The following is a 26,144-nucleotide window of genomic DNA, read 5'->3' as shown; positions in this document are numbered from 1 at the left end:
ACCACGCAGTGGTCGTGCTCTTGAGGCCACTGAAGGCCTTCGGCCTTATCGCAGCCTGCGGCAGCGGCTACAGGGATGGCGATGCCCGGGGTCAATCGAACATGAACAGTGCGTCGTTGCTGAACTGCCCTTCGAAGCTGTTGGCCGGCATCGGCCGGCCGAACAGATAGCCCTGGACTTCGTCACAGCCGTGCTCGCGCAGGAAGTCCAATTGCTCATGGGTTTCCACGCCCTCGGCGATCACCGCCAGGTTCAGGCTGTGGGCCATGGCGATGATGGCGCGGGCGATCTGCGCGTCCTGCTCGCCGGACGGCAGGCCGTCGACGAAGGTGCGGTCGATCTTCAAGACATCGATGGGGAACTGCTTGAGGTAGTTCAGCGATGAATAACCGGTGCCGAAGTCGTCGACGGCGATGCTCAGGCCGAGGTTCTTCAGCCCGTCGAGGATCTGCATCGCCTCGCTGACTTCGCGCATCAGGATACTTTCGGTCAGTTCCAGCTCCAGGCAGGCTGGCGGCAGGCCGGTGTCCTTGAGGATGGTGGCGATCCGCATGCCCAACTGGCCATCGGAGAATTGCCGGGCCGAGATGTTCACCGAGACCTTCGGCACCCGGACCTTGGCCTGGTGCCAGGCCTTGAGCTGGCGGCAGGCTTCGCTGATGACCCAGTCGCCGACATCCACCACCAGCCCCAGTTCTTCGAGCACCGGGATGAAGTCCCCCGGCGGTACCAGCCCGCGTCGCGGATGGCGCCAGCGCAGCAGGGCCTCGGCGCCGGTCAGGCGCTTGCCGTCGCCGCTGAACTGCGGCTGGTAGTAGAGGATGAATTCCTGCTGTTCCAGGGCGTGGCGCAGGTCGCTTTCCAGCTCCAGGCGTTCCAGGGCGCTGGCATTCATGTCGGCCTGGTAGAACTGGAAGTTGTTCTTGCCGCGCTCCTTGGCGTGGTACATCGCGGTGTCGGCGTTTTTCATCAGTTGGCTCAGTTCGTTGCCGTCCTGCGGGCTCAGGGCGATGCCGATACTGGCGGTGACGAAGAACTCACGGCCTTCGAGCACGAACGGCTTCACCAGGCTGGCGAGAATCTGTTCGGCGACGTGGATCGCCCGGTTCAGGGCGATCTCGCGGCTGGTCCGCGGTTGCAGGAGCAGGGTGAACTCATCGCCGCCCATGCGCGCCACGGTGTCGTCATCGTCGACGCAATCGAGCAGGCGGGTGGCCATCTCCTTGAGCATCCGGTCGCCCGCGGCGTGGCCCAGGGAGTCGTTGATTGGCTTGAAACGGTCCAGGTCGAGGAACATCAGCACCACCCAGGACTTCTGCCGCTCCGCCGATTGCAGGGCGGTGTGCAGGCGGTCCTGGAACAGGGTGCGGTTGGGCAGGTGGGTCAGGGCGTCGTAGTAGGCCAGGCGGTGAATGCGCTGTTCGCTGGCCTTGCGTTCGCTGATGTCGGTGAAGAAACACACGTAGCTGGCCAGGTCGCCTTCGTCATCGAGCACCGCGGTGATGCCGACCCAGGCCGGATAGTGCTCGCCGTTGCGACGCTTGAGCCAGACCTCGCCTTCCCAGGTGCTGTGCTGGTGCAGCTGCTTGAGCACATAGCGCAGGTGGGCTTCCTGCTGTTCGTCGACGGTGAGCATGTTCGGCAACTGGTCGAGCACCTGGGACACCGCGTAGCCACTGACCCGGCTGAACGCCTCGTTGGCCTGGACGATGTAGCCCGCCGGGTCGGTGATCAGGATCGCCGAGGTCGAGTGCTCGAATACCGTGGCCGCCATGCGCAGGTCTTTTTCCGCGCGACGCTGCTGGCTGATATCGCGGCCGACCCCGAGCACGCCTTCGAAAGCGCCGTGTTCGTCCCACACCAGCACCAGGCGCAACTCGATCGGAATCTTGCGCCCGTCGGCCCGCAGGCAGTCGAACAGGAACAACTGGGTCTGCACCTGGTTACGCAGGCGTGCCAGTTGCTCGGGCTTGTCCAGGGCCTTGCTGACCCGCTCCATCAGGGCGTAGATGCCGGTCAGTTGTTGCGGGTTGGCGATGGTCGATTGCCAGCCGTTCTGGAAGATCCACTCCACGTCATAACCCAGTACCGACTGCACCGAGGGGCTGACATAGTTGAGGGCCATCTTACTGTCGGTGGAGAAAATCACGTCGCTGATGCTTTCGGCGAGCATGCGATAGCGTCGTTCGCTGTCGCGCAGGGATTCGCTGGCCTCGATCTGGTCGGTGATGTCCTTGGCCACGCCGATGATGCGCGTGACCTGGTCGTACTTGTCCCGCGCCAGGGCCTGTTCGCGGATGTCGAAACAGCGCCATTGGCCGCTGCGGTGGCGAAAGCGCAAATGGCACTGCAGCAACTGCAGGTAGCCGGCATGCCGCTGTTCCTGGCGCAGGCGGTGATAGAGGTCGGCGTCTTCCGGGTGCAGGAGGATTTCCCAGAAATACTCGCCCATCTGGTGCAGTTCGGTCTTGTTGTAGCCCAGGGTCTGGCCCAGGTGATGGTTGCTGAAGATCATCCGCTGGCTGATGACGTCCTGCACATACAGGTGGTCCGGCACGGTGCGCACCACATCCGACCAGAAACCCTCGCGCTCCAGCAGCGACAGCTCGATGAGCTTGCGGCTGGTGATGTCGCTGATGCTGAGGATCACCGCGCGATAGTCGCAGGGGTCTTCCGGCAGGCGCAGTACCAGCCACAGATGCTGGTCGTGGCCCTGGGCGTCGCTGAGGCGGATTTCCAGCTCCAGCTGTTTGTGCTGGTTGATCACGGTCTCCAGCAGCTGGTTGCCGATGGCGCTGTTGTGGAGCGGGCTGCCTTCGATCAGCAGTTTCCAGGCCTGCTCGCAGGAGTCGACGTTGAGCAGCCGCAGGGCCACCTGATTGACCTCGGTGACGCGCAGTTCTTCAAGCAGCAGCTGGCGCTGCTGTGGGCTGTGCTCCAGCCAGGCCTTGAGCTGTTCGCTGTCGTGCAGTTGCGCCTTGTCGAGAAACGCCGGCAGCCCGGAGATATCCAGGACACAGAGAGCGACCCCGGTGCCTTCGAAAATATCCTGATAGCGCCGACGCCCTTCGTGCAACTGACGCTGGCGGCGGCGCATGTTCAGCAACGCGATCACCGGCAGCAGGGAAAACGCCAGCCCCAGCAGGCACTTGGCGATAAACGCCGGCAACAGTTGCTCGATCACCGCGCGCTCGTCGAACAGGCCGCGCAATTGCCAGTCGCTATTGCCCAGTGGCGCGACCAGCACGCTGTTGGCGATGTCGTCGGTGCTCACCGGGGTGTTGCTGCCGTCGTCGCGGCTGAGGGTTTTCTGGTTCAGGCGGTTTTCAATGACCCAGGTCGGGTGAAAACCCTGGTCGGGACTGGGCTCCAGGGATTGGACGAAAGACGGTGCCAGGCGCAGCACCCAGTAACTCTTGAGGGCGCCGCTGGGCTGGTGCAACAGCAGCTGTACCAGCGCGCCGTTGGTGGCGTTGCTGTAGTAGTAGCGCTGGCCGCGGCTGCGGCTGGTCAGCTCGGCGAGCCATGCGGCGTCCTGGCCGTCGGCGCCACTGTCGCTGATGAGCTGGCCCTTGGCATCCAGCAGCGCGATGCTTTGCAGGTCGGGCAGGGACAGCTGCAGCCTTTTCAGCAGCAGTTGTTGCTGTTCGGCATTCTGGGGCGGCTCGACGATCGGCAGCAGGTTGAGGGCGATCTGCGCATTGAGTGCCAGGTTGAGGCTGATGTGCTCGGCCAGGTCGGCGTTGTAGTCGATCGCGTGTTGACGCTGGTCTTTGCGGGTCTGTTGCAGTTGGTCGAGCAGTTGCCAGAACAGCAGGGCGAGCAGCAGCAGGACCAGGGTCGCCAGCACGCCTTTCAGGGTGCCGCGCAGGGGCGAGCCGGACGCAGGTGCAGGTGCGCGCAGGGAAAAGGGCGGAGTGGCATTGGACAAACTGTGATCCTGCGGTTTGGCTGGACTGGCGCGACGTGCACTATAAGCCGGACGCCCGAAGGGCGGCTAGCATGCCTTGAGTTGTGGCAAAGTGCCAGTCCCGGCTGGCTGGACCTTGCCCGGCCATTGAGGTAGCTTTGCCGGTTACGCGGGAGCGCTCCAGCTCCAGACAATCAGGCTTTTTCCGTACGCAGGCATTGATCGCGATCAAATGCCGGCGCCGCGCATGGCCTGGCCCGGGCTTCGCCCGCTCTCCATTCATCAGTCACTGACGCTAGGTTCATCATGGCTCAATACGTCTTCACCATGCATCGGCTGGGAAAAGTTGTTCCGCCGAAGCGGGAAATCCTGAAAAACATCTCTCTGTCGTTCTTCCCGGGCGCCAAGATCGGCGTGCTGGGCCTCAACGGTTCGGGTAAGTCCACCCTGCTGAAAATCATGGCCGGCGTCGACACCGAGTTCGAGGGCGAAGCCCGTCCGATGCCCGAGCTGAACATCGGCTATCTGCCTCAGGAGCCTCAGCTGGATCCGACCAAGACCGTGCGTGAAGTGGTCGAGGAAGCGGTCAGCGTGATCAAGGACGCCCAGGCGCGCCTGGACGAGGTCTACGCGGCCTACGCCGATCCGGATGCCGACTTCGACAAGCTGGCCGCCGAACAGGCCAAGCTCGAAGCGATCCTGCAGGCCAGCGATGGCCACAACCTGGAACGCCAGCTGGAAGTCGCCGCCGATGCGCTGCGCCTGCCGGCCTGGGACGCCAAGGTCGAACACCTGTCCGGTGGTGAAAAGCGTCGCGTGGCCCTGTGCCGCCTGCTGCTGTCCGCTCCGGACATGCTGCTGCTCGACGAACCGACCAACCACCTGGACGCCGATTCCGTGGCCTGGCTGGAACACTTCCTCCATGATTTCCCGGGCACCGTGGTTGCGATCACGCACGACCGTTACTTCCTGGACAACGTCGCCGGCTGGATTCTCGAGCTCGACCGCGGCGCCGGTATTCCTTACGAGGGCAACTATTCGGGCTGGCTGGAAGCCAAGTCCGATCGTCTGGCCCAGGAATCCAAGCAGCAGTCGGCCCATGAAAAGGCCATGAAGGAAGAACTGGAGTGGGTGCGCAAGGGCGCCAAGGCTCGCCAATCGAAATCCAAGGCCCGTCTGGCCCGCTTCGAAGAAATGCAATCGCAGGAATTCCAGAAGCGCAGCGAGACCAACGAGATCTACATCCCGGCCGGTCCGCGCCTGGGCGACAAGGTCATCGAGTTCAAGAACGTCACCAAGGGCTACGGCGATCGCGTGCTGATCGACAACCTGTCGTTCTCCATGCCAAAAGGCGCCATCGTCGGCGTGATCGGCGGTAACGGCGCCGGTAAGTCCACCCTGTTCCGCATGCTGATGGGCAAGGAAACGCCGGACTCGGGCAGCATCGAAGTCGGCGAAACCGTGCAGCTGGCTTGCGTCGACCAGAGCCGCGAAGACCTGGACGGCAGCAAGACGGTGTTCCAGCAGATCTCCGACGGTTCCGACCAGATCCGCATCGGCAGCTACGAGATCCCGTCGCGTACCTACGTCGGTCGCTTCAACTTCAAGGGCGGCGACCAGCAGAAGTTCGTCAAGGACCTGTCCGGTGGTGAGCGTGGCCGCCTGCACCTGGCTCTGACCCTGAAAGAGGGCGGCAACGTCCTGCTGCTCGACGAACCGTCCAACGACCTCGACGTCGAAACCCTGCGTTCCCTGGAAGAAGCCCTGCTGGACTTCCCGGGCGCCGCCATTGTGATCTCCCACGACCGGTGGTTCCTTGACCGTGTCGCGACCCACATCCTGGCGTACGAAGACGACTCGCAAGCGGTGTTCTTCGAAGGCAACTACACCGAGTACGAAGCCGATCGCAAGAAGCGCCTCGGCGACGCGGCAGCCCAACCGCACCGCGTTCGTTACAAGAAACTGGCCTGATCGGGCCGGTTGCTTGAAAGAAACGGAGCCTTCGGGCTCCGTTTTTTTTTGCCTGTTTTTCGGGTTCGCCAACATGGGGCGTTGCTGGCGATTCGGATCCCCTGAATGGTGCGTGAAATGCCGAAAATGGCGAAAAATTTATATCAATTGCACCATTTAAATTCATAACTGCGACATTTTGCTCTGTCATGGTGCTGTTCGAGTTGCTAAAGTCCCGGGCAAATCTGCGTTAACGACAATAAATTTGCCGAGACTTTCCCATGATCGAATCCGTCGAAGACTTCCTCGCCCGCTTGAAAAAACGCGACCCGGACCAGCCTGAATTCCACCAGGCGGTGGAAGAGGTGCTGCGCAGCCTGTGGCCGTTCCTGGAGGCCAATCCGCATTACCTGACCTCGGGCATTCTCGAGCGCATCTGTGAGCCGGAGCGGGCGGTGGTGTTTCGTGTGTCGTGGGTCGACGATCAGGGCAAGGTCCAGGTCAATCGCGGGTTCCGCATCCAGATGAACAGCGCTATCGGCCCGTACAAGGGCGGTTTGCGCTTCCACCCTTCGGTCAATCTTGGGGTGCTGAAATTCCTCGCCTTCGAGCAGACCTTCAAGAACTCCCTGACTTCGCTGCCCATGGGCGGCGGCAAAGGCGGCTCGGACTTCGATCCGAAGGGCAAGAGCGACGCCGAGGTGATGCGCTTCTGCCAGGCCTTCATGAGCGAGCTGTATCGCCATATCGGTTCGGACGTGGACGTGCCGGCGGGGGATATCGGCGTGGGCGCCCGGGAAATCGGCTTCCTGTTCGGCCAGTACAAGCGCCTGAGCAATCAGTTCACTTCGGTGCTGACCGGCAAGGGCATGAGTTACGGCGGCAGCCTGATCCGTCCGGAGGCTACCGGCTTTGGCTGCGTGTACTTCGCCGAAGAAATGCTCAAGCGCCGTGACGAGCGGGTGGAGGGCAAGCGCGTGGCGATTTCCGGCTCCGGCAACGTGGCGCAATACGCCGCGCGCAAGGTCATGGACCTGGGCGGCAAGGTGATCTCCCTGTCGGACTCCGAAGGCACGCTGTACTGCGAGGCCGGGCTGACCGAGGAGCAATGGCAGGCGGTGCTGGAGCTGAAGAACGTCAAGCGCGGGCGCATCAGCGAGCTGGCGACGCGGTTCAACCTCGAGTTCCTTGCCGGACAGCACCCCTGGGCGCTGCCGTGCGACATCGCGCTGCCGTGCGCCACCCAGAACGAACTGGACGCCGAGTCGGCACGCACGCTGCTGCGTAACGGCTGCATGTGCGTGGCTGAAGGGGCGAACATGCCGACCACCCTGGAGGCTGTGGATATCTTTATCGAGGCCGGCATTCTGTTCGCCCCGGGCAAGGCGTCCAACGCCGGTGGCGTGGCGGTCAGCGGGCTGGAGATGTCGCAGAACGCCATGCGCCTGCTGTGGAGCGCCGGCGAGGTGGACAGCAAGCTGCACGGCATCATGCAGTCGATCCACCACGCCTGCGTGCATTACGGCGAAGAAAACGGCCGGATCAACTACGTCAAAGGGGCGAACATCGCCGGCTTCGTCAAGGTCGCCGACGCCATGCTGGCCCAGGGCGTGGTTTAAGCCGGGTCGATGCGGATCACCTCGATCAACTGATCGCCTGCCGGCCGCTGCCACAGCACTTCATCGCCAAGCTGGGTGCCCAGCAGCGCCCGGCCCAGCGGCGAGCCCCAATTGATCAGGCCCTTGGCGACATCGGCCTGATCCTCTCCCACCAGTTGCACACACTGCTCGGTGCCGTGCTCGTCGGCGAAGATGACCCGGCTGCCGATCTGCACTTTCGACCGCGATGTCGCCTGGGGAACCACCTGGGCGCTTTGCAGGCGCTGGTTGAAGTAGCGCAGGTCGCGTTCGATATCGGCCAACTGCTGTGGGTCCGCCTGGTCGCCCAGCGCCGATTGTTCGTTGTGCCGGGTTTGCAGGAACGCGACCTTGGCCTGCAGTTCGCTCAGGCCCTGCGGGGTGACGTAGTTGGGCTGCGCGCTGATCTGCCGTTCCACGGGTTGGTCGGCCTGGGCGGCAGTCAGTTCCTCATTGACGAAGGCTCGGCTCATGGGCGTTTTCCCGTAATGGAGGTGTGGGCCATGGTCGCAGCCTTTTGGTTTCTGGCCATGCCTGAAAGCGACTTACTGTGAGCGATAGGCTCGCGCGGCGTCGCGGTCTTTTTCTTCTTGCCAGGCGCGTTCGCGTTCGTCCCAGTGACGTTCCCGATAATCGTTGCGGTCCTGGTTTTCCAGCATGGCCTGGCACTGGCGAAAGCCGTCGCTCCAGCCTTCGGCGTATTGCGGGTCCTTGAGGTAGCGCGGCACGTTCTTGCGAAATTCGCCGTTGATCGCCCCGGCGGCCTGGCGACCGCTGGCGCAGCCATCATCGAAGCCGTCGGCGAAGGCCGGCGGATAACCCTGCTTGAGCAACTGCTCGTGGGTCGTCTCGCAACCGGTCATCAACGCCAGCAACGCTGCCACTACCGCATACCGCCACATCTCTGACTCCCACGCCGTTCAACGGCTGATAGAGAAAGTCTAGAAGGGGATTCGTCAGTGGTCTGTGAAAGCACGGTGAGAATGCTACCGGGCGTCAGTAGTGGTACCACTTCAGCTCCAGCATCACCTCGTTTTCCGCCGTGGCCAGGTGGCTGAACTCGCGCTGGGCGCTCAGGCGCAGGCCCAGGTTGCGCGACAGCTCCCATTGCTGGTTGAGGCTCAGGCTGCGACGCACCTCGCCATTGGTGAAGTAATCGCCCTTGGCTTCGACGCTGAAGTTGCCCAACGGGTTTTTCCACAGCAGGCCGGTGTTGAAGCCGGCCGCCGGGGTGATGAAACCGGCGAAATCGGCGTTGTGCTCGACGCGCATGGTGCCCAGGGCGAAGCCGAGCATGTTCTCGCTGAGCTGCCAGGTGCCGCCACCGCCACCGTTGACATGGCTGACCAGGGTTTCATCGTCGTGTTTGCCCGGCACCCGCTCCAGGCCGCCGGTGACCTGCCAGGACCAGGGTTGCAGCAGTTCGTTACGCGGCGTCAGCGAACGAATGGTCGCCAGGTCCAGTTGCTGTAGCTGCCAATAGTTGCCTTCGTACTGGCGCAGCTTCATCTGCAGGATTTCGATCTGTGCGCCCAGGGGGAAACCTTCGGCGTTGTCATTGAGGTCGTGATAGGCCATGCGCAGCCCGTATTCGCCAAAGGCCTGGTCGCCGCGGGTGCCCACGCCGACCTGCCAGGTGCGCGATTCATGGCCGTCTTCCGGCAGGCCAGGGCGTTCGATGGACAGTTCGGGCGGCGGGTTGCGGTTGATCGCCCGCAACAGCTCGAAACTGCGCTGCGCCCGTTGCGGATCGCGCTCTTGACCGTTGGCCCGGTAGCGCTCGAGGCGATAGGCCGCATCGATGATCAACGCCTGGCGGTCCCGTGGCAGGGCCTTGAAGGCCGGCTCCTGCAGCTGTTGCTGGTCGGCGCTGACCTTCAGCACCCATTGCTGTTCGTCGCTGCTCAGCGGCTTGGCGCGCTCGAGCAGCTCACGTTCGCGGGACGGACGATATTCGATCTTCTCCACCAGGCCGGCTTCCTTCACCGCCTTGACGGTGTCGGTAGGAATCGCCGTCAGCGGGAATTGCCCGGTCAGGCGCAGGCTCGGACGGGCGACCTGCAGCAGCTCGAGCAAGCGGTAGGAGCAGTTCTCGTCGAAGAAGAAGTAGTCGAACTTGATCTGCTTCAGTTCCCAGACGTGCTCGACCATGCGTTCGGTTTCGGCCTGGGTCAGGTTCAGCCGGTATTCCCACAGGTCGCGGTTTTCCAGGCTGCGGTACTCCGAGAGCTTTTCCTGGTAGGGCACCAGGGCGAACAGGCCGGGATAGCCGCCCATCAGGCCTTTCCAGGCATAGAGAATGCTGTTGTCCGAGCCTTCGATATAGGCGCCGAAGTTGATCGCGTAGCTGAGCAGGGCGGTGTGGTTGCTTTGGACGTCGGCCTGGTCGATGCGCAGCAGGGTATGGCCGAACATCGACGACGGGCTGTTCAGGTAGGCCGCCGGGAAAATCATCACCGTGCTGTGGGGTGAGACGTCCTTGAACCACTGGTTGAACTCATTGCAGTCCACCGCCGGCAGATCGCTCAGGCGCAGCTGGGCATTGAGCCAGCGGGTGCGGGCGGGGTACACGCATTGAGCATGCTGGTTGCCGCTGCTGGCGGGGGCGTAGAGCGCGTCAAGGGTGGCCTTGAGTTCGGCGTCGGGGTGTTCGGCACCGTCTTTGGCGAGGAAAAACTTCGGGTCGCTGACATAGCTGCGCCAGCCACCGAGCTTGGCGGTTTCGTAGTGGCCAAGGGAAATCCAGAACGGATCGCTGGCCAGTTGCTGCAAACGTGAGTGGTCGATGTGTGGCGCGGCGGACAGCGGGGCGCAGACACAGAGCGCCAGGGAGGCAAGGCGTTTGAGCATGGTGGGCAACTTGAGTCGGAAAAAACAAAGACCCGGGAGGGGTCATGTCCGAAAAACAAAAGCCCGCTCCCCGAGAAGAGCGGGCGGGTCGAGATTAAGCCGGGGTGGCGTACTTGGCCAGGCGTGCATCGCTTTTCAGCACGGCCAGGGTGTTGGTGTGCACATCTTCCGCGGTCACATCGGCTTTGCTGAAGATCTGCTGGAAGTGCTCGTGGGTGACGGCGGCGAAGTGCGCGCGGTCTTCAGGAGCGACGCCCAGGACCACGGCGTAGGTGGTCAGCGCTTCGCCTTCACCTTTGGCCATGTCTTCGGAGAGCTCGTTCATCATGCCATTCATGGCAAACCAGGATTTGCCGCCGTAAGTCAGCGCGCTGTTGGTCGAGCAGCCGTTGGTGCCGGAAGTCATACCGAAGGTCGCGTTACCGGAGGTGCCGTTGGTGGTGGAGGCCAGGAAGTGAGCCGGAGTGCCGCGCTGTCCTTCGAACAGCAGGTTGCCCCACCCACAATCCGGACCGCCTGGCGCTTGGGCCATTGCATTGATGGAAACAGCGGTGAAGAGAGTACCGAGAAGAATCCGTTTCATAGCTTTGTTCTCTTTATGTGCAAACCAATGGACAAGGGTTCTGGCCCATGTCGGCGCCAGTGGGCCGGTTATTAGTCCAGCCGCGCAGCTTGGAGTTTAGGCAGATTCCAAGGGTTCCGTGTTTTTTTGCATGACATTCCTTGAAATAGACGGTTTTTATGCTGTCTGCGTGGGGCCGGGGATTTGCCCGCGCTTTCGCTGCGTCGCGCCTTGCCAGCCGCTGTACCCGGCGCCAGAATGCCCCATCTGCCCCGCCTGATGTAAGGAAGCCCGATGCCTGATCCTGTTGCTGCCAGCTTGCGTCTAGCGCCCGAAGCGCTGACCCGTCCGTTTTCCGCTGAACAGTTCAGCTTCTCGACCACCAATGATTTGGAGCCCTTTCGCGGTGTGCTTGGCCAGGAACGTGCGGTCGAAGCCTTGCAGTTCGGTGTGGCCATGCCTCGCCCCGGTTACAACGTCTTTGTCATGGGCGAGCCCGGCACTGGCCGCTTCTCTTTCGTCAAACGCTACCTGAAGGCTGAAGGCAAACGTCTGCAGACCCCGTCCGACTGGGTCTACGTCAACAATTTCGATGAGCCGCGCGAGCCACGCGCGCTGGAGCTGCCTTCGGGGGCCGCGGGTGCGTTCATCAGTGACATCAACGGCCTGATCGACAATTTGCTGGCGACCTTTCCGGCGGTCTTCGAGCATCCGTCCTATCAGCAGAAGAAAAGCGCCATCGACCGCGCGTTCAACCAGCGTTACGACCGTGCCCTCGACGTTATCGAGCGCCTGGCGCTGGAGAAGGACGTCGCGCTGTACCGCGACAGCAGCAATATCGCCTTCACCCCGATGCTCGACGGCAAGGCGCTGGACGAGGCCGAGTTCGCGCAATTGCCCGAAGCCGATCGCGAGCGTTTCCATGAGGACATTTCCGCCCTGGAAGAGCGCCTCAACGAAGAACTGGCGAGCCTGCCGCAGTGGAAGCGCGAGTCGAGCAACCAGCTGCGTCACCTCAACGAAGAAACCATCACCCTGGCCCTGCAGCCGCTGCTGGCGCCGCTGTCCGAGAAGTACGCGGAAAACGCCGGTGTATGCGGCTACCTGCAAGCCATGCAGGTGTACCTGCTCAAGACCGTGGTCGAGCAACTGGTGGACGACAGCAAGACCGACGCCGCGGCCCGCAAGCTGCTGGAAGAACAGTATGGCCCGAGCCTGGTGGTCGGTCACCCGGCCAGTGGCGGCGCGCCAGTGGTGTTCGAGCCGCACCCGACCTACGACAACCTGTTTGGCCGCATTGAATACAGCACCGACCAGGGCGCGCTCTACACCACTTACCGGCAGTTGCGTCCGGGTGCCCTGCATCGGGCCAATGGCGGTTTCCTGATTCTCGAAGCCGAGAAGATGCTCAGCGAACCCTTTGTCTGGGATGCCCTCAAGCGGGCCCTGCAATCGCGCAAGCTGAAGATGGAGTCGCCGCTGGGCGAACTGGGGCGCCTGGCCACCGTGACCCTGACCCCGCAACACATCCCGTTGCAGGTCAAGGTCGTGATCATTGGTGCCCGCCAGCTGTACTACACGCTGCAGGACCTGGATCCGGACTTCCAGGAAATGTTCCGCGTACTGGTGGACTTCGACGAAGACATCCCGATGGTGGACGAGAGCCTCGAACAGTTCGCCCAGTTGCTGAAAACCCGCACCTCCGAAGAAGGCATGGCGCCGCTGACCGCGGATGCGGTGGCGCGCCTGGCAACCTACAGCGCCCGGCTGGCGGAGCACCAGGGGCGCTTGTCGGCGCGTATTGGCGATCTGTTCCAGCTGGTCAGCGAGGCGGACTTCATCCGTCACCTGGCCTCGGACGAGATGACCGATGCCGGGCACATCGAACGGGCACTCAAAGCCAAGGCCACCCGTACCGGGCGGGTTTCGGCGCGGATTCTCGACGACATGCTGGCGGGGATCATTCTGATCGACACCGATGGCGCCGCCGTGGGCAAGTGCAACGGGCTGACGGTGCTGGAAGTGGGCGACTCGGCCTTTGGCGTGCCGGCGCGGATTTCCGCCACGGTCTACCCGGGGGGCAGCGGTATCGTCGACATCGAGCGCGAGGTCAATCTCGGTCAGCCGATTCACTCCAAGGGCGTGATGATTCTCACTGGCTACCTGGGCAGTCGTTACGCCCAGGAATTCCCCCTGGCGATCTCGGCAAGCATCGCGCTGGAGCAATCCTACGGTTACGTCGATGGCGACAGTGCGTCGCTGGGCGAGGCATGCACGCTGATCTCGGCCTTGTCGAAAACCCCGCTCAAGCAATGTTTTGCCATTACCGGATCGATCAACCAGTTCGGCGAAGTGCAGGCGGTTGGCGGGGTCAACGAGAAGATCGAAGGCTTCTTCCGCCTCTGCGAAGCTCGGGGCCTGACGGGCGAGCAAGGTGCGATCATTCCTCACGCCAACGTCGCCACCCTGATGCTCGATGAGAAGGTGCTGGCGGCGGTCCGCGCCGGGCAATTCCATGTGTATGCCGTGCGCCAGGCTGACGAGGCCCTGAGCCTGCTGGTCGGCGAGCCCGCGGGCGAGCCGGATGCGGATGGCCAGTTCCCGGAAGGCAGCGTCAACGCGCGAGTGGTGGAGCGCCTGCGGGTCATCGCTGAAATGGTCAGCGAGGAGGACCTCAAGGAAGCGGAAAAAGAGCAGGCGCAAGAGGCATTGGCGCAAACCAAGCCGGCATGAGCCTTGCCGCGGCGAGGGCTTGGCCTTCGTCGCGGCGCCGGTCCGCTGGCGTCAACTTTCGTGAATAGACCATTCGGCGCCTGTTCAGCCGGTCAACTTTGCTTCTCAGGCTTTTCTTCCTATTCTCAGGCAAGGAGAACGACAGTCGTCACTGGATCGAAACAGTCTTCACATGAGGGCTGAATACCGGATCTACCGAGGGTCGCCGCCATGTCGCGCAACCTCTGCCTTACCCGCCAGTGTCTTGGCCTGGTCACCCGTATCGAATGCAGTATCCGCCCGCTGGCGGGAGATAACGGAATGTGGACCCTACTGTTCGCGGCCGGAATGGCTGGCGAGCAACCTTCGGCCATCAAGGCCCAGGGACCTTTCTGCGGTCCCAGCGTGGCTGAATCCATCCTTGATTCCATCGTCGAAAGCCTGACCACCCATGGTTATGAGCTGGCCGACGATCCGCAGATCTGGTGCCTGCACCTTCAGGCGCAACTACGGCAGATCAATGGCGAACGCTGCCGCCATTGACGCAATCTCCCATTAATCCCTACCGCTGAGTCCTACTCGGCGGGTGGTGGGTTCTCCAGCTTGTCGAGCTTGACCTCAAAGCCATATTCGACGGTATTGAGTTCGCTGCGCTGGTAGGTTTCCAGCTCGGTGGGCTGTCCATAGAAGTAATGCACGTCGAACAAGGCCGGGCCGTTTGCCGGCGCCTCATGGCTGACTGCAAGAATCTCCTTCAGGTACTGGCCGCTGGCGTCCTTGGCGTAGAAACGCCAGGCCTCGGCCGGGAACAGGCGCTGGTCGACGATCAGCGCATTGCCCCGCAGCTCCAGGCCTTTGGGTAGTTGGCTGACGGGCAGGGCTTTCTTCTCGATGCTGGCCAGGAACAGCGGGATCGCACCGACGGTGTAAGCCGGGGTTTCCGGGAACAGGGTCAGGTCGTAAGTGATCGAGCTGCGCATCGGATCGACCTCGACTGCCTCCGATGGCAGTTCGATGGGCTCGCCGCGTTTGCCGTTTTCGTTCTGGGTGAAGAAGGTCACGGGGCTGTCGCCGGTGGAGAAGGACGTGCCCAGCAACTCGTCATTGAAGGTTCTCGGGTGGTCGAACTCGATCCGCGCCGCGCTGGCGTCTTCGGTGGATTGATGAACGACCACGCTTTTCTTCAAGGTTTCTTGGTCGAGATTGGCGCCCTTGAGGTAGTTCGGTGCCTGATCGTCATACACCACTACCGGCATGGGCAGGGGCTGGATCTTGCTGTCGGTGGTCAGAGGGTCGAAGCGTCGCACCGGCAGATTGAGGTCTTTGCGGGTGATGGTGGCTGCGGAGAAGTCCAGCACATTGACTTCGAGCTTGTCGATCAGGCCGTTGAAATACACCTTGGTGTAATGGCTGCGCTGTTCGCGCTCGAAGGCTTTGCGCTCATTTTCAAGCTGCTGCTCGAACGCTTGGCTCCAGGCCTCCTGTTTCTGCATTTCGCTGAGCTGTTTGGTGTAGAAGGCGATCTGTTGGCTATTTTCGTTGATCGACCCGGAGCGCGAAAGGATCTGCCCGGTAGTGTCCCGTGCCTGCACCAGCAATGGGTTGAGCGGCGTCTCGCTGAGTTCGGGCGACAGTGGGGCGCTGTTGGTCAACTCGATTTCGGCGCTGTTCTTGTCCAGGGACAGCAGTTTCACGCTGACATTCTTGTCGCTGCGTTGCTTGCCGATATCGGCCTTGCCCAGTTCGAAGGTGAGGACCTGGTGTGGCGCGATCACTTCGGCCTTGCCTTGCAGCGTCACGGGTTGGGGCTGGTTCTTGTTTTCGACTTCCAGGCCTTCGATGAACGGGTAGGTCACCGTCAGGTCATCCGGGTTGGTCAGGTTGGAACTGGACGGGCTCAACTGGATGCCGGGATCGGTTTCCGACCATTCGGGTTGGAAGGCGATGACCTTGCCGTTGCTCAGGGTCACGGATTGCCATTCCAGGCCGTGGGGGAAGGGGAATTGCGCCGGCATGTTGAAGCTGAAGGGAAACACCGGCTGCAGGTCGGTCAGGTAGTCGGAATTGGAGGTCTTGCGCAGTACGAACAGACCGTTGAGGTAGGTGTCGACCAGCGCCTGCGGGCTGGGGTAGTGCTTGAGCAGGGCCAGGGCGTCATCGCCGTATTCGGTCTCTATGGGCTTGTTCTGGAGCCGCAGTTGCGCGCGTTCGAGCAGTAACAGCGAACCGCCCAGGTCGGCGATGGCGTCCTTGAGCTTGGGGTCCTGGATAGCGTCCAGGGATTGTTCGAACTTTGCGGTTTTCTGTTCCAGGCTGACTTGCTGCTTCTCGTCGCTGGGCGAGCAGCCGCTGCTGAGCAGTACCGCGATACACAGGCCGGTACCCGCCAAAGGCAATCGCAAATCCATTCTCCAGGCTTCCTGTCCGATGTCATTGAGCTGTTCACGTGATTCCGACACTAGCAGAAAACGCTTTGGCAGACGCGCAGGTAATGGATTTGGTTGCGGTTTATGGGCTTTTGGGCGGCTGATATACTCGCCGCCGTTTTCAGACCTGTGTGAGATTCAATGGAACGTTTTATCGAGAATGCAATGTACGCCTCGCGCTGGCTGCTGGCGCCGATCTACTTTGGTCTGTCGTTGGGGCTGCTGGCCCTGGCGCTGAAGTTCTTCCAGGAAGTCTTCCACGTCATTCCCAACGTGTTCAGCATGGCCGAGTCCGATCTGATCCTGGTGCTGCTGTCGTTGATCGACATGGCGCTGGTCGGTGGCCTGTTGGTGATGGTGATGATCTCCGGCTACGAGAACTTCGTGTCCCAGCTGGACATCGACGAGGACAAGGAAAAGCTCAACTGGCTGGGCAAGATGGACTCCTCCTCGCTGAAGATGAAGGTGGCCGCGTCCATTGTGGCGATCTCCTCGATCCATCTGCTGCGGGTATTCATGGATGCGAAGAACATCGAGCCGCAGTACCTGATGTGGTACGTGATCATCCACATGACCTTCGTGATTTCGGCCTTCGCCATGGGCTACCTGGACAAGCTGACCAAGCACTGATCGCCTGGGTCACCGCTGTAGCCGCGCCGCCCGGCCGTTGTGAAACGGACGGGCGGCGTCGTTTGTGGCTTGTGCTTTTACCGGCCGAGGCATATCCCTGTAAAGGTCACGGGCTTGAACTGCGCGAGGTGCACTCATGAACCTGCACGAGTTGAATGCTTATGCCGTCGCCGGAAAAATCGACGAGCTGAACCTGATCTCCCTCGAAGGCGGCATCTATCTGCTCGAGGCGCGGATGCATGGGGCGGCCTATCCGTTGAGCGATGCCCACGGTCAGATGTTGCATCTGCGTTCGGTGGAGCATGCCCGGGAAGTGTTGCACGCCTTTCCCAAGCTGCCCTTCAACCTGATCCATGCCTCAGTGCATGACGAGATGTGTGGCCTCTCGGCCGGTACCGATGACAGCCTGCGGGTGCCCCTCGCCGTCCGCTCGGCCTGACAGGCGGGACACACGTTCATCATCGCCATGGCATCTGTGCTAGTCTGCTCGCCCTTTTGGTTCCGGGCGTCCCGGGATGCGCTGTGTCCGCACGGCGGATTTCCGAGCCGTCCGCACAGCGGAGCAGTGTCATGTCCGAAGTAAATCTGTCCACCGACGAAACCCGCGTCAGCTACGGTATCGGCCGTCAGCTGGGCGACCAGCTGCGTGACAACCCGCCACCGGGCGTGAGCCTGGACGCTATCCTGGCTGGCCTGACCGACGCGTTCGCCGGCAAGCCTAGCCGTGTAGGCCAGGAAGAAATGTCCGCCAGCTTCAAGGTGATCCGCGAAATCATGCAGGCCGAAGCCGCTGCCAAGGCTGAAGCCGCTGCTGGTGCGGGCCTGGCTTTCCTGGCTGAAAACGCCAAGCGTGAAGGCATCACCACTCTGGCCTCCGGACTGCAGTTCGAAGTGCTGACCCAGGGCGAAGGCGCCAAGCCATCCCGTGAAGACAGCGTGCGTACCCACTACCACGGCACCCTGATCGACGGCACTGTGTTCGACAGTTCCTACGAGCGCGGCCAGCCTGCGGAATTCCCGGTCGGCGGCGTGATCGCTGGCTGGACCGAGGCGCTGCAACTGATGAATGCCGGTAGCAAATGGCGTCTGTACGTGCCGAGCGAGCTGGCTTACGGCGCGCAAGGCGTTGGCAGCATCCCGCCGCACAGCGTTCTGGTATTTGACGTCGAGCTGCTCGACGTTCTGTAAGCCTCAGCTGCCGGGGTGAGCTTGCTCGCGATCCATACGCCGTGTTTGCGGTGTAGGGATCGCGAGAAGGCTTGCCTTGGCAGAGGGGTCAGGTGGGGTCATAGACGTATTTTTGCGCTCAGGCCTTGCCCTTCGGCTGTTCCAGCAGGGCGCAAGGCCCGTGCATAGCAGAACAGAAACAGGTTGCGCACCAGTTCCTTGAGCACCACTGGCTCGCTGGAGCTCAGGCCGTTGAGGTCCAGGTCGCCCTGATCCTGCAGCTCGTTCAAGGCTTCTTCTTCCAGTACCGCACAGACTTCCCCGGTTTCCCGATGCAGGATTCTCAGGTAAGGGTGTGGGCGGTCCAGCCATGCGTCGATCAAATAAGTCATGAGTCTCATCTCCTTGATGGGTTTCAATGAGAATAATTCTTATTCAATGAATAGCAAGTACCTATTGGCGGTTTCTGCTTTTTTCTGTGTGGAAATTGTTGTGGGTCAAAAGGGCTGGCCTTTTGATATATAGCGGGAAATGAGGGGAGTCTGACGGGAGCGGGGAGGGCTTCACCCCGTGCCTGGCACGGGGCGATAGCCGGAATATCAGACCTTGCGGACGAACTCGGACTTGAGCTTCATCGGGCCGATACCGTCGATCTTGCAGTCGATGTCGTGGTCGCCATCGCACAGGCGGATGTTCTTGACCTTGGTGCCGACCTTGACCACCAGCGAGGTGCCCTTGACCTTGAGGTCCTTGATCACGGTGATGGTGTCGCCGTCTTGCAGGACGTTACCGACCGAGTCCTTTTTCACGGTTTCATCGGATGCGGCCTCGGCTTCGCCGTTGGCGGACCATTCGTGGGCGCATTCCGGGCAGACCAGTTGGGCGCCGTCTTCATAGGTGTATTCGGAATTGCATTTCGGGCAGGGTGGCAACGTGCTCACTAAGGCTCCTCGGATTCAGGAAGGCTAAAAAAGCGCACATTATATAGGGTTTTGCTTGGGGATGGGGTATAGCGGGGGATCGTGGGCGAAAGCATCACGAACAAGCCCGCCCCTGCGCAGGGCAGGAGCGGGCTTGTGTGCAATCGGATCTTAGTGGGTGCGGGCTACGGCGAATTCGCTCAGTTCCACCAGCGCGTCGCGATATTCGCTCGGCGGCAGGGCTTCCAGGCAGGCAATGGCACGAGCGACATAGTCGCGGGCCAGTTGCGCGGTGTAGTCCAGGGAACCGGAGGCCTCCACGGCAGCGCGGATGCTTTCCAGGTCTTCGATACCGCCTTTCTGGATCGCCTGGCGCACCAGGGCAGCCTGTTCCGGCGTGCCTTCGCGCATGGTGTAGATCAGCGGCAGGGTCGGCTTGCCTTCGGCCAGGTCGTCGCCGACGTTCTTGCCCAGGGTTTCCGCATCGCCACGGTAGTCGAGCAGGTCGTCCACCAGTTGGAAGGCCACGCCCAGGTGATCGCCGAAGGTGCGCAGGGCTTCGCTCTGCTCTTCGGTGGCGCCGGCCAGGGCGGCGGCGCTGTGGGTCGAGGCCTCGAAGAGCATCGCAGTCTTGCCGCGGATGACTTCCATGTAGGTTTCTTCGGTGGTGCTGGCGTCCCGGACTTTCGACAACTGCAGCACTTCGCCTTCGGCGATGATGCGGGTGGCCTGCGAAAGGATTTTCATCACTGGCATCGAGCCCAGCTCGACCATCATCTCGAAGGAGCGCGAGTACAGGAAGTCGCCCACCAGTACGCTTGGGGCGTTGCCCCACATGGCGTTGGCGGTCGAGCGGCCGCGGCGCATGCCGGACATGTCGACCACGTCGTCATGCAGCAGGGTGGCGGTGTGCAGGAATTCGATGGTGGCGGCCAGCAGGCGCAGGTCGTCGCCTTCGCGACCCAGGGCCTTGCCACACAGCAGCACCAATAAAGGACGCAGGCGTTTACCCCCGGCCGAGGTAATGTAGTCGCCGATTTTCGATACCAGCGGCACTCGGGAGGTCAGCTGCTTCTTGATGATGCCGTCGACGGCGCTAAAATCGTCCGCCACCGCGCGGTAGAAAGCTTGGGGTTGCATCAGCGACAGGTGCTCCAGAAGGGTTGCGCGGCATGCTAGGACCCACGTCCGGGGCTGTCAAGGCGCGATGGACGGCCCCTTGCATCGCCAAGACAGCTTGCGTACAATCGCGCACCCTGAACTTCCTGGGCAGCACCTGCCTTACGCAATTGCACTTGGGCCGTTCCAGCCCCATGCAGCCATGCCAGCCAATACCTCTTCTTATAAAGAGCTGGGTGAGCAGGATTATCGGAGAAATACCATGTACGCAGTAATCGTTACCGGCGGTAAGCAATACAAGGTCGCTGAAGGTGAATACCTGAAGATCGAAAAACTGGAAATCGCCACTGGCGAATCCGTGACTTTTGACCGCGTTCTGTTGGTTGCCAATGGCGACGACGTGAACATCGGCGCACCTGTTGTTGCTGGCGCAACCGTCAAGGCTGAAGTGATCTCCCAAGGTCGTCACGATAAAGTCCGCATCATCAAGTTCCGTCGCCGTAAGCACCACATGAAGCGTATGGGCCACCGCCAGTGGTTCACCGAGATCAAAATCACCGGTATTCAGGCTTAATTTCAGCCTAATTCCTCACTAGGAGAATTGAACTCATGGCACACAAAAAAGCTGGTGGTAGTACCCGTAACGGTCGCGACTCAGAAGCCAAACGCCTTGGCGTGAAGATGTATGGCGGCCAGGTCATCAAGGCCGGCAACATCATCGTGCGTCAGCGCGGCACCCAATTCCACGCTGGCTACGGCGTTGGCATGGGGAAGGATCACACCCTCTTCGCGAAAATCGAAGGCGTGATCAAGTTTGAAGTAAAAGGCGCCTTCGGTCGTCGTTACGTGAGCGTCGTCGCGGCTTAATTGCGCGATCGCTGGAAAAGCCCTGTCTCGCGACGGGGCTTTTTCGTTTGTGGGGTGAGTCTCTTGCAAAACTGTTTGTATGGGCTGCCAGCGCTGGATGTTACGGCCGTTGATCGGGGTCGCTGCGCTCATTTTTGCAAGAGTCTTATGTCTTAGTGTTTTTCGGCTCGCCCGTGCGGCGAGAGGCGTTTTGTTATGAAGTTCGTTGATGAAGTTTCGATCCGAGTAAAAGCTGGCGACGGCGGCAATGGCTGCATGAGTTTCCGTCGGGAAAAGTTCATCGAAAACGGTGGTCCGAACGGTGGTGATGGTGGTGATGGCGGCTCGATCTACATGATCGCCGACGAAAACCTCAATACCCTGGTGGACTACCGCTACACCCGTCATTTCGATGCCGAGCGCGGCTCCAATGGCGGCAGTACCGATTGCACCGGCAAGAAGGGTGAGGATCTCGAGCTGCGCGTACCGGTCGGCACCACGGTGATCGACGCCGGGACCCAGGAAGTGATCGGTGACCTGACCAAGGCTGGTCAGCGTTTGCTGGTGGTGCAGGGCGGCTGGCACGGTCTGGGTAACACCCGTTTCAAGTCCAGTACCAACCGCGCGCCGCGCCAGACCACGCCGGGCAAGCCGGGTGAGCAGCGTGACCTCAAGCTGGAGCTGAAAGTGCTGGCGGACGTTGGTCTGCTGGGCTTGCCGAATGCCGGTAAGAGCACCTTCATTCGCTCGGTGTCCGCGGCCAAGCCGAAAGTGGCTGACTATCCGTTCACGACCTTGGTGCCGAACCTGGGCGTGGTCAGTGTCGACCGCTGGAAGAGCTTCGTGATCGCCGACATTCCGGGTCTGATCGAAGGCGCTTCGGATGGTGCGGGCCTGGGGATCCGTTTCCTCAAGCACCTGGCGCGTACTCGTCTGCTGTTGCATCTCGTGGACATGGCGCCACTGGATGAAAGCAGTCCGGCCGATGCGGCGGAAGTGATCGTCAATGAGCTGACCAAGTTCAGCCCGTCCCTGGCTGAGCGTGATCGCTGGCTGGTGCTGAACAAATGCGACCAGATCCTCGAGGAAGAGCATGAGGCGCGGGTCAAGGAGATCGTCGATCGCCTGGAGTGGACCGGTCCGGTGTACGTGATCTCGGCTATTTCCAAAGACGGTACCGAGCGCCTGAGTCGCGACATCATGCGGTATCTGGAAGATCGTGCCGATCGTCTGGCGGCCGACCCGGCCTACGCCGACGAATTGGCCGAGCTCGATCAGCGTATCGAGGACGAGGCGCGTGCCCAGCTGCAGGCTCTGGACGACCAGCGTGCCCTGCGCCGCAGCGGCGTGAAGAGCGTGCACGACATCGGCGACGATGATTGGGATGAGGAAGATGTGGATGACGAAGATGGTCCGGAAATCATTTACGTCCGCGACTGATTCGTTGCAGTAAACTACAAGCGCCGCTCACTGAGCGGCGTTTTAGTATCCGGGAAACGTAGCCACGAATAACTTTATGGGCGCGCTCGGTCGCGTGGCTCTCAAGCTAAGGTTGAAGAAGATGCGGAGTAAGGTGACAGGTGCGCAGCGCTGGGTCGTGAAGATCGGCAGTGCGCTGCTGACGGCGGACGGCAAAGGGCTGGATCGCGCGGCAATGGGTGTCTGGGTCGAGCAGATGGTGGCCTTGCATGAGGCCGGTGTCGAGCTGGTATTGGTTTCCTCCGGCGCGGTCGCGGCCGGCATGAGCCGCCTGGGCTGGACCGCACGACCGAGTGCGATGCATGAGCTGCAGGCGGCCGCGGCCATTGGCCAGATGGGCCTGGTGCAGGCCTGGGAGTCGAGCTTTGCCGAGCACGGCTTGCACACCGCGCAGATTCTGCTGACCCATGACGACCTGTCCGACCGCAAGCGTTACCTCAATGCCCGCAGCACCTTGCGTGCGCTGGTCGAGCTCAAGGTGATTCCGGTCATCAATGAAAACGACACCGTGGTTACCGATGAGATCCGCTTCGGCGACAACGACACCCTGGCGGCCCTGGTGGCCAACCTGGTCGAGGCCGATCTGCTGGTGATTCTCACGGATCGCGACGGCATGTTCGATGCGGACCCCCGTAATAATCCCGATGCCCAGCTGATTTACGAGGCGCGTGCCGACGATCCGGCGCTGGACGCAGTGGCGGGCGGCACGGGTGGCGCGCTGGGGCGTGGCGGTATGCAGACCAAGCTGCGCGCGGCGCGTCTGGCAGCCCGTTCCGGGGCGCACACCATCATTGTCGGTGGGCGTCTGGAGCGTGTGCTGGATCGCCTCAAGGCGGGTGAGCGCCTGGGTACCTTGCTGTCGCCTGAGCGCGGCATGCTGGCGGCGCGCAAGCAATGGCTGGCTGGGCACCTGCAAACCCGAGGTACCCTGGTGTTGGATGATGGTGCGGTGTCGGCCTTGTCCCGGGGCAACAAAAGCTTGCTGCCGGTGGGGGTCAAGCTGGTTCAGGGCAGCTTCCGTCGTGGCGAGATGGTGGTATGCGTGGCGCCGGACGGGCGTGAAATTGCTCGCGGCCTGGCCAACTACAGCGCCCTGGAAGCGCAAAAAATCATCGGTCAGTCCTCTGATGCGATTGTCGGTTTGTTGGGGTACATGGCTGAGCCCGAGCTGGTTCACCGTGACAACCTGATTCTGGTCTAAGGAAAAACCAATGCGTGTAGCAAAAGGGTTGTTGGGGTTGCTGTTGGCGATGCCGCTGCTGGCCTGCGCTGAAGAAATCGGCCAGGTGTCGACAGTGTTCAAATTTGTCGGGCCTAATGACCGCATTGTGGTCGAGGCCTTCGATGATCCGAAGGTGGAGGGCGTGACCTGCTACCTGTCGCGCGCCAAGACCGGTGGCGTGAAGGGTGGGTTGGGTCTGGCGGAGGATCGCGCCGAAGCCTCCATTGCCTGTCGTCAGGTCGGCCCGATCAGCTTCAAGGGTGAGCTCAAGGATGGCGAAGAGGTATTCAAGGAGCGCACTTCGCTGGTGTTCAAGACTATGCAGGTGGTGCGTTTCCTCGACAAGAAGCGCAATACCCTGGTGTACCTGGTCTATAGCGATCGGTTGATCGAGGGCAGCCCGCAGAATGCGGTGACGGCGATTCCGATCCTGCCTTGGGCGCAGACTCCGTAATGGTCTTCAGGGCTGGCTCCTGCAGTGGTTATTCCCTGTAGGGGCTGCCGGTCGATGTTCGATTGCCGGCGATAGTGGTTTGCTGGTCAAGGCAGTAAATCGCAGGCAATAAAAAACCGACCCTGAGGTCGGTTTTTTAACAAGCGTGTCGCTTAGGCTGCAGCAGCAAGGTTCAGAGCCTTGATGTGGCCATTCAGGCGACCTTTATGGCGAGCAGCTTTGTTCTTGTGGATGATGCCTTTATCGGCCATGCGGTCGATAACTGGCACGGCCAGAACATAAGCAGCTTGCGCTTTTTCAGCGTCTTTTGCGTCGATGGCCTTAACTACATTCTTGATGTAGGTACGAACCATGGAACGCAGGCTGGCGTTGTGGCTGCGACGCTTCTCAGCCTGTTTTGCACGTTTTTTGGCGGAAGGTGAGTTGGCCACCGTCGAGCTCCTCGAAAGACTTTTTGGGAAATAGCAAACAAAATAGGCCGCGAATCATGCCGATGAGTTGAAGGCTTGTCAAGGGCAGGTGATGCGTTCCGCTGAGTGGTTGGATCTGAAGAGGCGGGATATTTATTTCCGGCGCTTGACCTGTAAACTCGCGAGCTTTGGCTCTGTGCTGTTGCGGCGCGGAGTATCGCACAAGTGGGCGCATTGTTCGCCTGCTGTTTATCTACAGGCAAAAAACCTTTCCATGAACCTGCTCAAGTCGTTGGCCGCTGTCAGCTCTATCACCATGCTTTCCCGGGTTCTGGGGTTCGTGCGCGATACCATCATTGCGCGCACATTCGGCGCCGGAATGGCGACGGACGCCTTTTTCATTGCCTTCAAGCTACCCAACCTGCTGCGCCGCATCTTCGCCGAGGGGGCTTTTTCCCAGGCCTTTGTGCCGATCCTGGCGGAATACAAAAGCCAGCAGGGTGAGGAGGCGACCCGTACCTTTATTGCCTATGTGTCTGGCCTGCTGACCCTGGTACTGGCGCTGGTGACGGCGCTGGGGATCATCGCCGCGCCCTGGGTGATCTGGGCGACGGCGCCAGGTTTTGTCGACACCCCGGAAAAATTCACGCTGACCACCGATCTGTTGCGCGTGACCTTTCCTTATATATTGCTGATCTCGTTGTCCTCCCTGGCGGGGGCGATCCTCAATACCTGGAACCGCTTTTCGGTCCCGGCTTTCGTGCCGACGTTGCTGAACGTCGCCATGATCGTCTTCTCGGTATTCCTGACGCCTTATTTCGATCCGCCGGTCATGGCCCTGGGCTGGGCGGTTCTGGCGGGTGGCCTGGCGCAGTTGCTGTATCAGCTGCCGCACCTGAAAAAGATCGGCATGCTCGTGCTGCCGCGCCTGAACCTGCGCGATACCGGAGTCTGGCGGGTGCTGAAGCAGATGCTGCCGGCCATTCTCGGGGTCTCGGTGAGCCAGATCTCGCTGATCATCAACACCATCTTCGCCTCGTTCCTGGTGGCTGGCTCGGTGTCCTGGATGTATTACGCCGATCGCCTGATGGAGCTGCCTTCGGGGGTTCTGGGAGTGGCGCTGGGCACGATCCTGCTGCCGACGCTGGCCAAGACTTACGCCAACAAGGACCGGCATGAATATTCGCGGATTCTCGATTGGGGCCTGCGCCTGTGCTTCATGCTGGTGCTGCCTTGCGCGCTGGCCCTGGGGATTCTGGCGGAGCCATTGACGGTGTCGCTGTTCCAGTACGGCCAGTTCAGCGCCTTCGACGCCTCGATGACCCAGCGTGCGCTGGTCGCGTATTCGGTCGGTTTGCTCGCGATCATTGTGATCAAGGTGCTGGCACCGGGTTTCTATGCCCAGCAAAACATCCGTACCCCGGTGAAAATTGCGATTTTCACCCTGATCGTCACGCAACTGCTGAACCTGGCGTTCATCGGCCCGCTGAAACATGCGGGCCTGGCGCTGGCGATCAGCGCCGGGGCCTGTATCAACGCGGGTTTGCTGTTCTATCAGCTGCGCAAGCAGCAGATGTTCCTGCCGCAACCTGGCTGGGGCAAGTTTGCGATCAAGCTGGTCGTTGCGGTGAGCGTGATGTCGGCGGTGTTGCTGGGGCTGATGCAGTTCATGCCGGCCTGGGATCAGGGGAATATGCTCGCACGCTTCCTGCGTCTGGGTGTGCTGGTGGTGGCGGGCGTGGTGGCCTATTTCGGCATGCTGGCGTTGTTCGGCTTCCGTCTGCGCGACTTCAATCGCAAGGCGTTGCACTGAGGTCCTGAGGCACTTGGACGCCGGCGAGGCAGTGGTT

Annotated in this window: 23 protein-coding genes; 13 read left to right on the top strand and 10 right to left on the bottom strand. The window is 61.4% G+C overall.

Annotated features, from left to right (window positions below):
• Positions 1–91: 91 nt before the first annotated feature.
• The gene (locus CXQ81_RS28560; protein ID WP_101339180.1) at positions 92–3,931 is read right to left on the bottom strand and encodes a bifunctional diguanylate cyclase/phosphodiesterase; all 3,840 of its coding nucleotides are present in this window, start codon (positions 3,929–3,931) and stop codon (positions 92–94) included.
• A gap of 285 nt (positions 3,932–4,216) precedes the next feature.
• Here CXQ81_RS28560 and ettA point away from each other — a divergent pair, with 285 nt between their 5' ends.
• Positions 4,217–5,881, top strand: a complete 1,665-nt coding sequence (gene ettA, locus CXQ81_RS28555) for an energy-dependent translational throttle protein EttA (RefSeq protein ID WP_007924767.1) — start codon at positions 4,217–4,219, stop codon at positions 5,879–5,881.
• A gap of 260 nt (positions 5,882–6,141) precedes the next feature.
• Positions 6,142–7,479, top strand: coding sequence for an NADP-specific glutamate dehydrogenase (gene gdhA, locus CXQ81_RS28550; protein ID WP_062824535.1), 1,338 nt, complete (start codon positions 6,142–6,144; stop codon positions 7,477–7,479).
• Here gdhA and CXQ81_RS28545 read toward each other — a convergent pair.
• From CXQ81_RS28545 to CXQ81_RS28530, 4 genes are all read right to left on the bottom strand, one after another.
• A complete protein-coding gene (locus tag CXQ81_RS28545; RefSeq protein ID WP_007924763.1) occupies positions 7,476–7,970 on the bottom strand; it encodes a GreA/GreB family elongation factor in 495 nt (164 codons plus the stop codon). The two genes, gdhA and CXQ81_RS28545, sit on opposite strands and share 4 nt — an antisense overlap.
• Positions 7,971–8,042: 72 nt before the next feature.
• A complete protein-coding gene (locus tag CXQ81_RS28540) occupies positions 8,043–8,399 on the bottom strand; it encodes a hypothetical protein (protein WP_009045718.1) in 357 nt (118 codons plus the stop codon).
• A gap of 94 nt (positions 8,400–8,493) precedes the next feature.
• Positions 8,494–10,347 (bottom strand): DUF4105 domain-containing protein, encoded by a 1,854-nt coding sequence (locus CXQ81_RS28535; RefSeq protein ID WP_101339179.1) that lies wholly within the window; start codon positions 10,345–10,347, stop codon positions 8,494–8,496.
• A 94-nt stretch (positions 10,348–10,441) separates the two neighbouring features.
• A complete protein-coding gene (locus tag CXQ81_RS28530; protein WP_007924760.1) occupies positions 10,442–10,930 on the bottom strand; it encodes a DUF3015 domain-containing protein in 489 nt (162 codons plus the stop codon).
• Positions 10,931–11,203: 273 nt separating this feature from the next.
• On the opposite strand from CXQ81_RS28530, the gene CXQ81_RS28525 reads away from it, so the two are divergent.
• Positions 11,204–13,642: a Lon protease family protein gene (locus CXQ81_RS28525; protein WP_053262742.1), complete on the top strand. Its 2,439-nt coding sequence runs from the start codon at positions 11,204–11,206 to the stop codon at positions 13,640–13,642.
• A gap of 210 nt (positions 13,643–13,852) precedes the next feature.
• Positions 13,853–14,164 (top strand): hypothetical protein, encoded by a 312-nt coding sequence (locus CXQ81_RS28520; protein WP_007924756.1) that lies wholly within the window; start codon positions 13,853–13,855, stop codon positions 14,162–14,164.
• A gap of 32 nt (positions 14,165–14,196) precedes the next feature.
• Here the strand turns inward: CXQ81_RS28520 and CXQ81_RS28515 are convergent, their stop codons facing one another.
• Complete coding sequence (locus CXQ81_RS28515) at positions 14,197–16,029, bottom strand: hypothetical protein (RefSeq protein WP_101339178.1); 1,833 nt, start codon at positions 16,027–16,029, stop codon at positions 14,197–14,199.
• A 159-nt stretch (positions 16,030–16,188) separates the two neighbouring features.
• Here CXQ81_RS28515 and CXQ81_RS28510 point away from each other — a divergent pair, with 159 nt between their 5' ends.
• The 3 genes from CXQ81_RS28510 to CXQ81_RS28500 all read left to right on the top strand — a co-directional run bounded on the left by CXQ81_RS28510 (position 16,189) and on the right by CXQ81_RS28500 (position 17,865).
• Entirely contained in the window at positions 16,189–16,677 is a 489-nt protein-coding gene (locus CXQ81_RS28510) for a TIGR00645 family protein (RefSeq protein ID WP_007924753.1), read from the top strand.
• A gap of 136 nt (positions 16,678–16,813) precedes the next feature.
• On the top strand, positions 16,814–17,116 hold the full coding sequence (locus CXQ81_RS28505; RefSeq protein WP_009045713.1) for a DUF6482 family protein: 303 nt from the start codon (positions 16,814–16,816) through the stop codon (positions 17,114–17,116).
• Between the two features lie 131 nt (positions 17,117–17,247).
• Positions 17,248–17,865 carry an FKBP-type peptidyl-prolyl cis-trans isomerase gene (locus CXQ81_RS28500; RefSeq protein WP_007924751.1) on the top strand — a complete coding sequence of 206 codons (618 nt, stop codon included), beginning with the start codon at positions 17,248–17,250 and terminating at the stop codon, positions 17,863–17,865.
• Positions 17,866–17,963: 98 nt separating this feature from the next.
• Here the strand turns inward: CXQ81_RS28500 and CXQ81_RS28495 are convergent, their stop codons facing one another.
• The 3 genes from CXQ81_RS28495 to CXQ81_RS28485 all read right to left on the bottom strand — a co-directional run bounded on the left by CXQ81_RS28495 (position 17,964) and on the right by CXQ81_RS28485 (position 19,904).
• Positions 17,964–18,236: a hypothetical protein gene (locus tag CXQ81_RS28495; protein WP_009045712.1), complete on the bottom strand. Its 273-nt coding sequence runs from the start codon at positions 18,234–18,236 to the stop codon at positions 17,964–17,966.
• 207 nt (positions 18,237–18,443) lie between these two features.
• Entirely contained in the window at positions 18,444–18,785 is a 342-nt protein-coding gene (locus tag CXQ81_RS28490; protein WP_007924748.1) for a zinc ribbon domain-containing protein YjdM, read from the bottom strand.
• A 150-nt stretch (positions 18,786–18,935) separates the two neighbouring features.
• Complete coding sequence (locus CXQ81_RS28485) at positions 18,936–19,904, bottom strand: polyprenyl synthetase family protein (protein WP_009045711.1); 969 nt, start codon at positions 19,902–19,904, stop codon at positions 18,936–18,938.
• A 241-nt stretch (positions 19,905–20,145) separates the two neighbouring features.
• Here CXQ81_RS28485 and rplU point away from each other — a divergent pair, with 241 nt between their 5' ends.
• From rplU to CXQ81_RS28460, 5 genes are all read left to right on the top strand, one after another.
• Positions 20,146–20,457 (top strand): 50S ribosomal protein L21, encoded by a 312-nt coding sequence (gene rplU / locus CXQ81_RS28480; protein WP_007924746.1) that lies wholly within the window; start codon positions 20,146–20,148, stop codon positions 20,455–20,457.
• Between the two features lie 35 nt (positions 20,458–20,492).
• The gene (gene rpmA, locus CXQ81_RS28475) at positions 20,493–20,750 is read left to right on the top strand and encodes a 50S ribosomal protein L27 (protein WP_003228360.1); all 258 of its coding nucleotides are present in this window, start codon (positions 20,493–20,495) and stop codon (positions 20,748–20,750) included.
• Between the two features lie 195 nt (positions 20,751–20,945).
• The gene (cgtA, locus tag CXQ81_RS28470) at positions 20,946–22,169 is read left to right on the top strand and encodes an Obg family GTPase CgtA (protein ID WP_007924745.1); all 1,224 of its coding nucleotides are present in this window, start codon (positions 20,946–20,948) and stop codon (positions 22,167–22,169) included.
• A 121-nt stretch (positions 22,170–22,290) separates the two neighbouring features.
• Complete coding sequence (proB, locus tag CXQ81_RS28465; protein ID WP_101339177.1) at positions 22,291–23,409, top strand: glutamate 5-kinase; 1,119 nt, start codon at positions 22,291–22,293, stop codon at positions 23,407–23,409.
• A 10-nt stretch (positions 23,410–23,419) separates the two neighbouring features.
• On the top strand, positions 23,420–23,884 hold the full coding sequence (locus CXQ81_RS28460) for a CreA family protein (RefSeq protein WP_007924741.1): 465 nt from the start codon (positions 23,420–23,422) through the stop codon (positions 23,882–23,884).
• A 152-nt stretch (positions 23,885–24,036) separates the two neighbouring features.
• Here CXQ81_RS28460 and rpsT read toward each other — a convergent pair whose 3' ends face one another.
• Entirely contained in the window at positions 24,037–24,315 is a 279-nt protein-coding gene (rpsT, locus tag CXQ81_RS28455) for a 30S ribosomal protein S20 (RefSeq protein WP_007924739.1), read from the bottom strand.
• 253 nt (positions 24,316–24,568) lie between these two features.
• Here rpsT and murJ point away from each other — a divergent pair, with 253 nt between their 5' ends.
• Positions 24,569–26,107, top strand: a complete 1,539-nt coding sequence (gene murJ / locus CXQ81_RS28445) for a murein biosynthesis integral membrane protein MurJ (protein ID WP_062824545.1) — start codon at positions 24,569–24,571, stop codon at positions 26,105–26,107.
• Positions 26,108–26,144 lie beyond the last annotated feature (37 nt).

This window comes from Pseudomonas sp. 09C 129 (genome assembly GCF_002843625.1).
Classification (GTDB): domain Bacteria; phylum Pseudomonadota; class Gammaproteobacteria; order Pseudomonadales; family Pseudomonadaceae; genus Aquipseudomonas; species Aquipseudomonas chlororaphis.
Note: the sequence above shows the minus strand (reverse complement) of the source record. Positions and strands in the feature narration are given on the sequence as shown.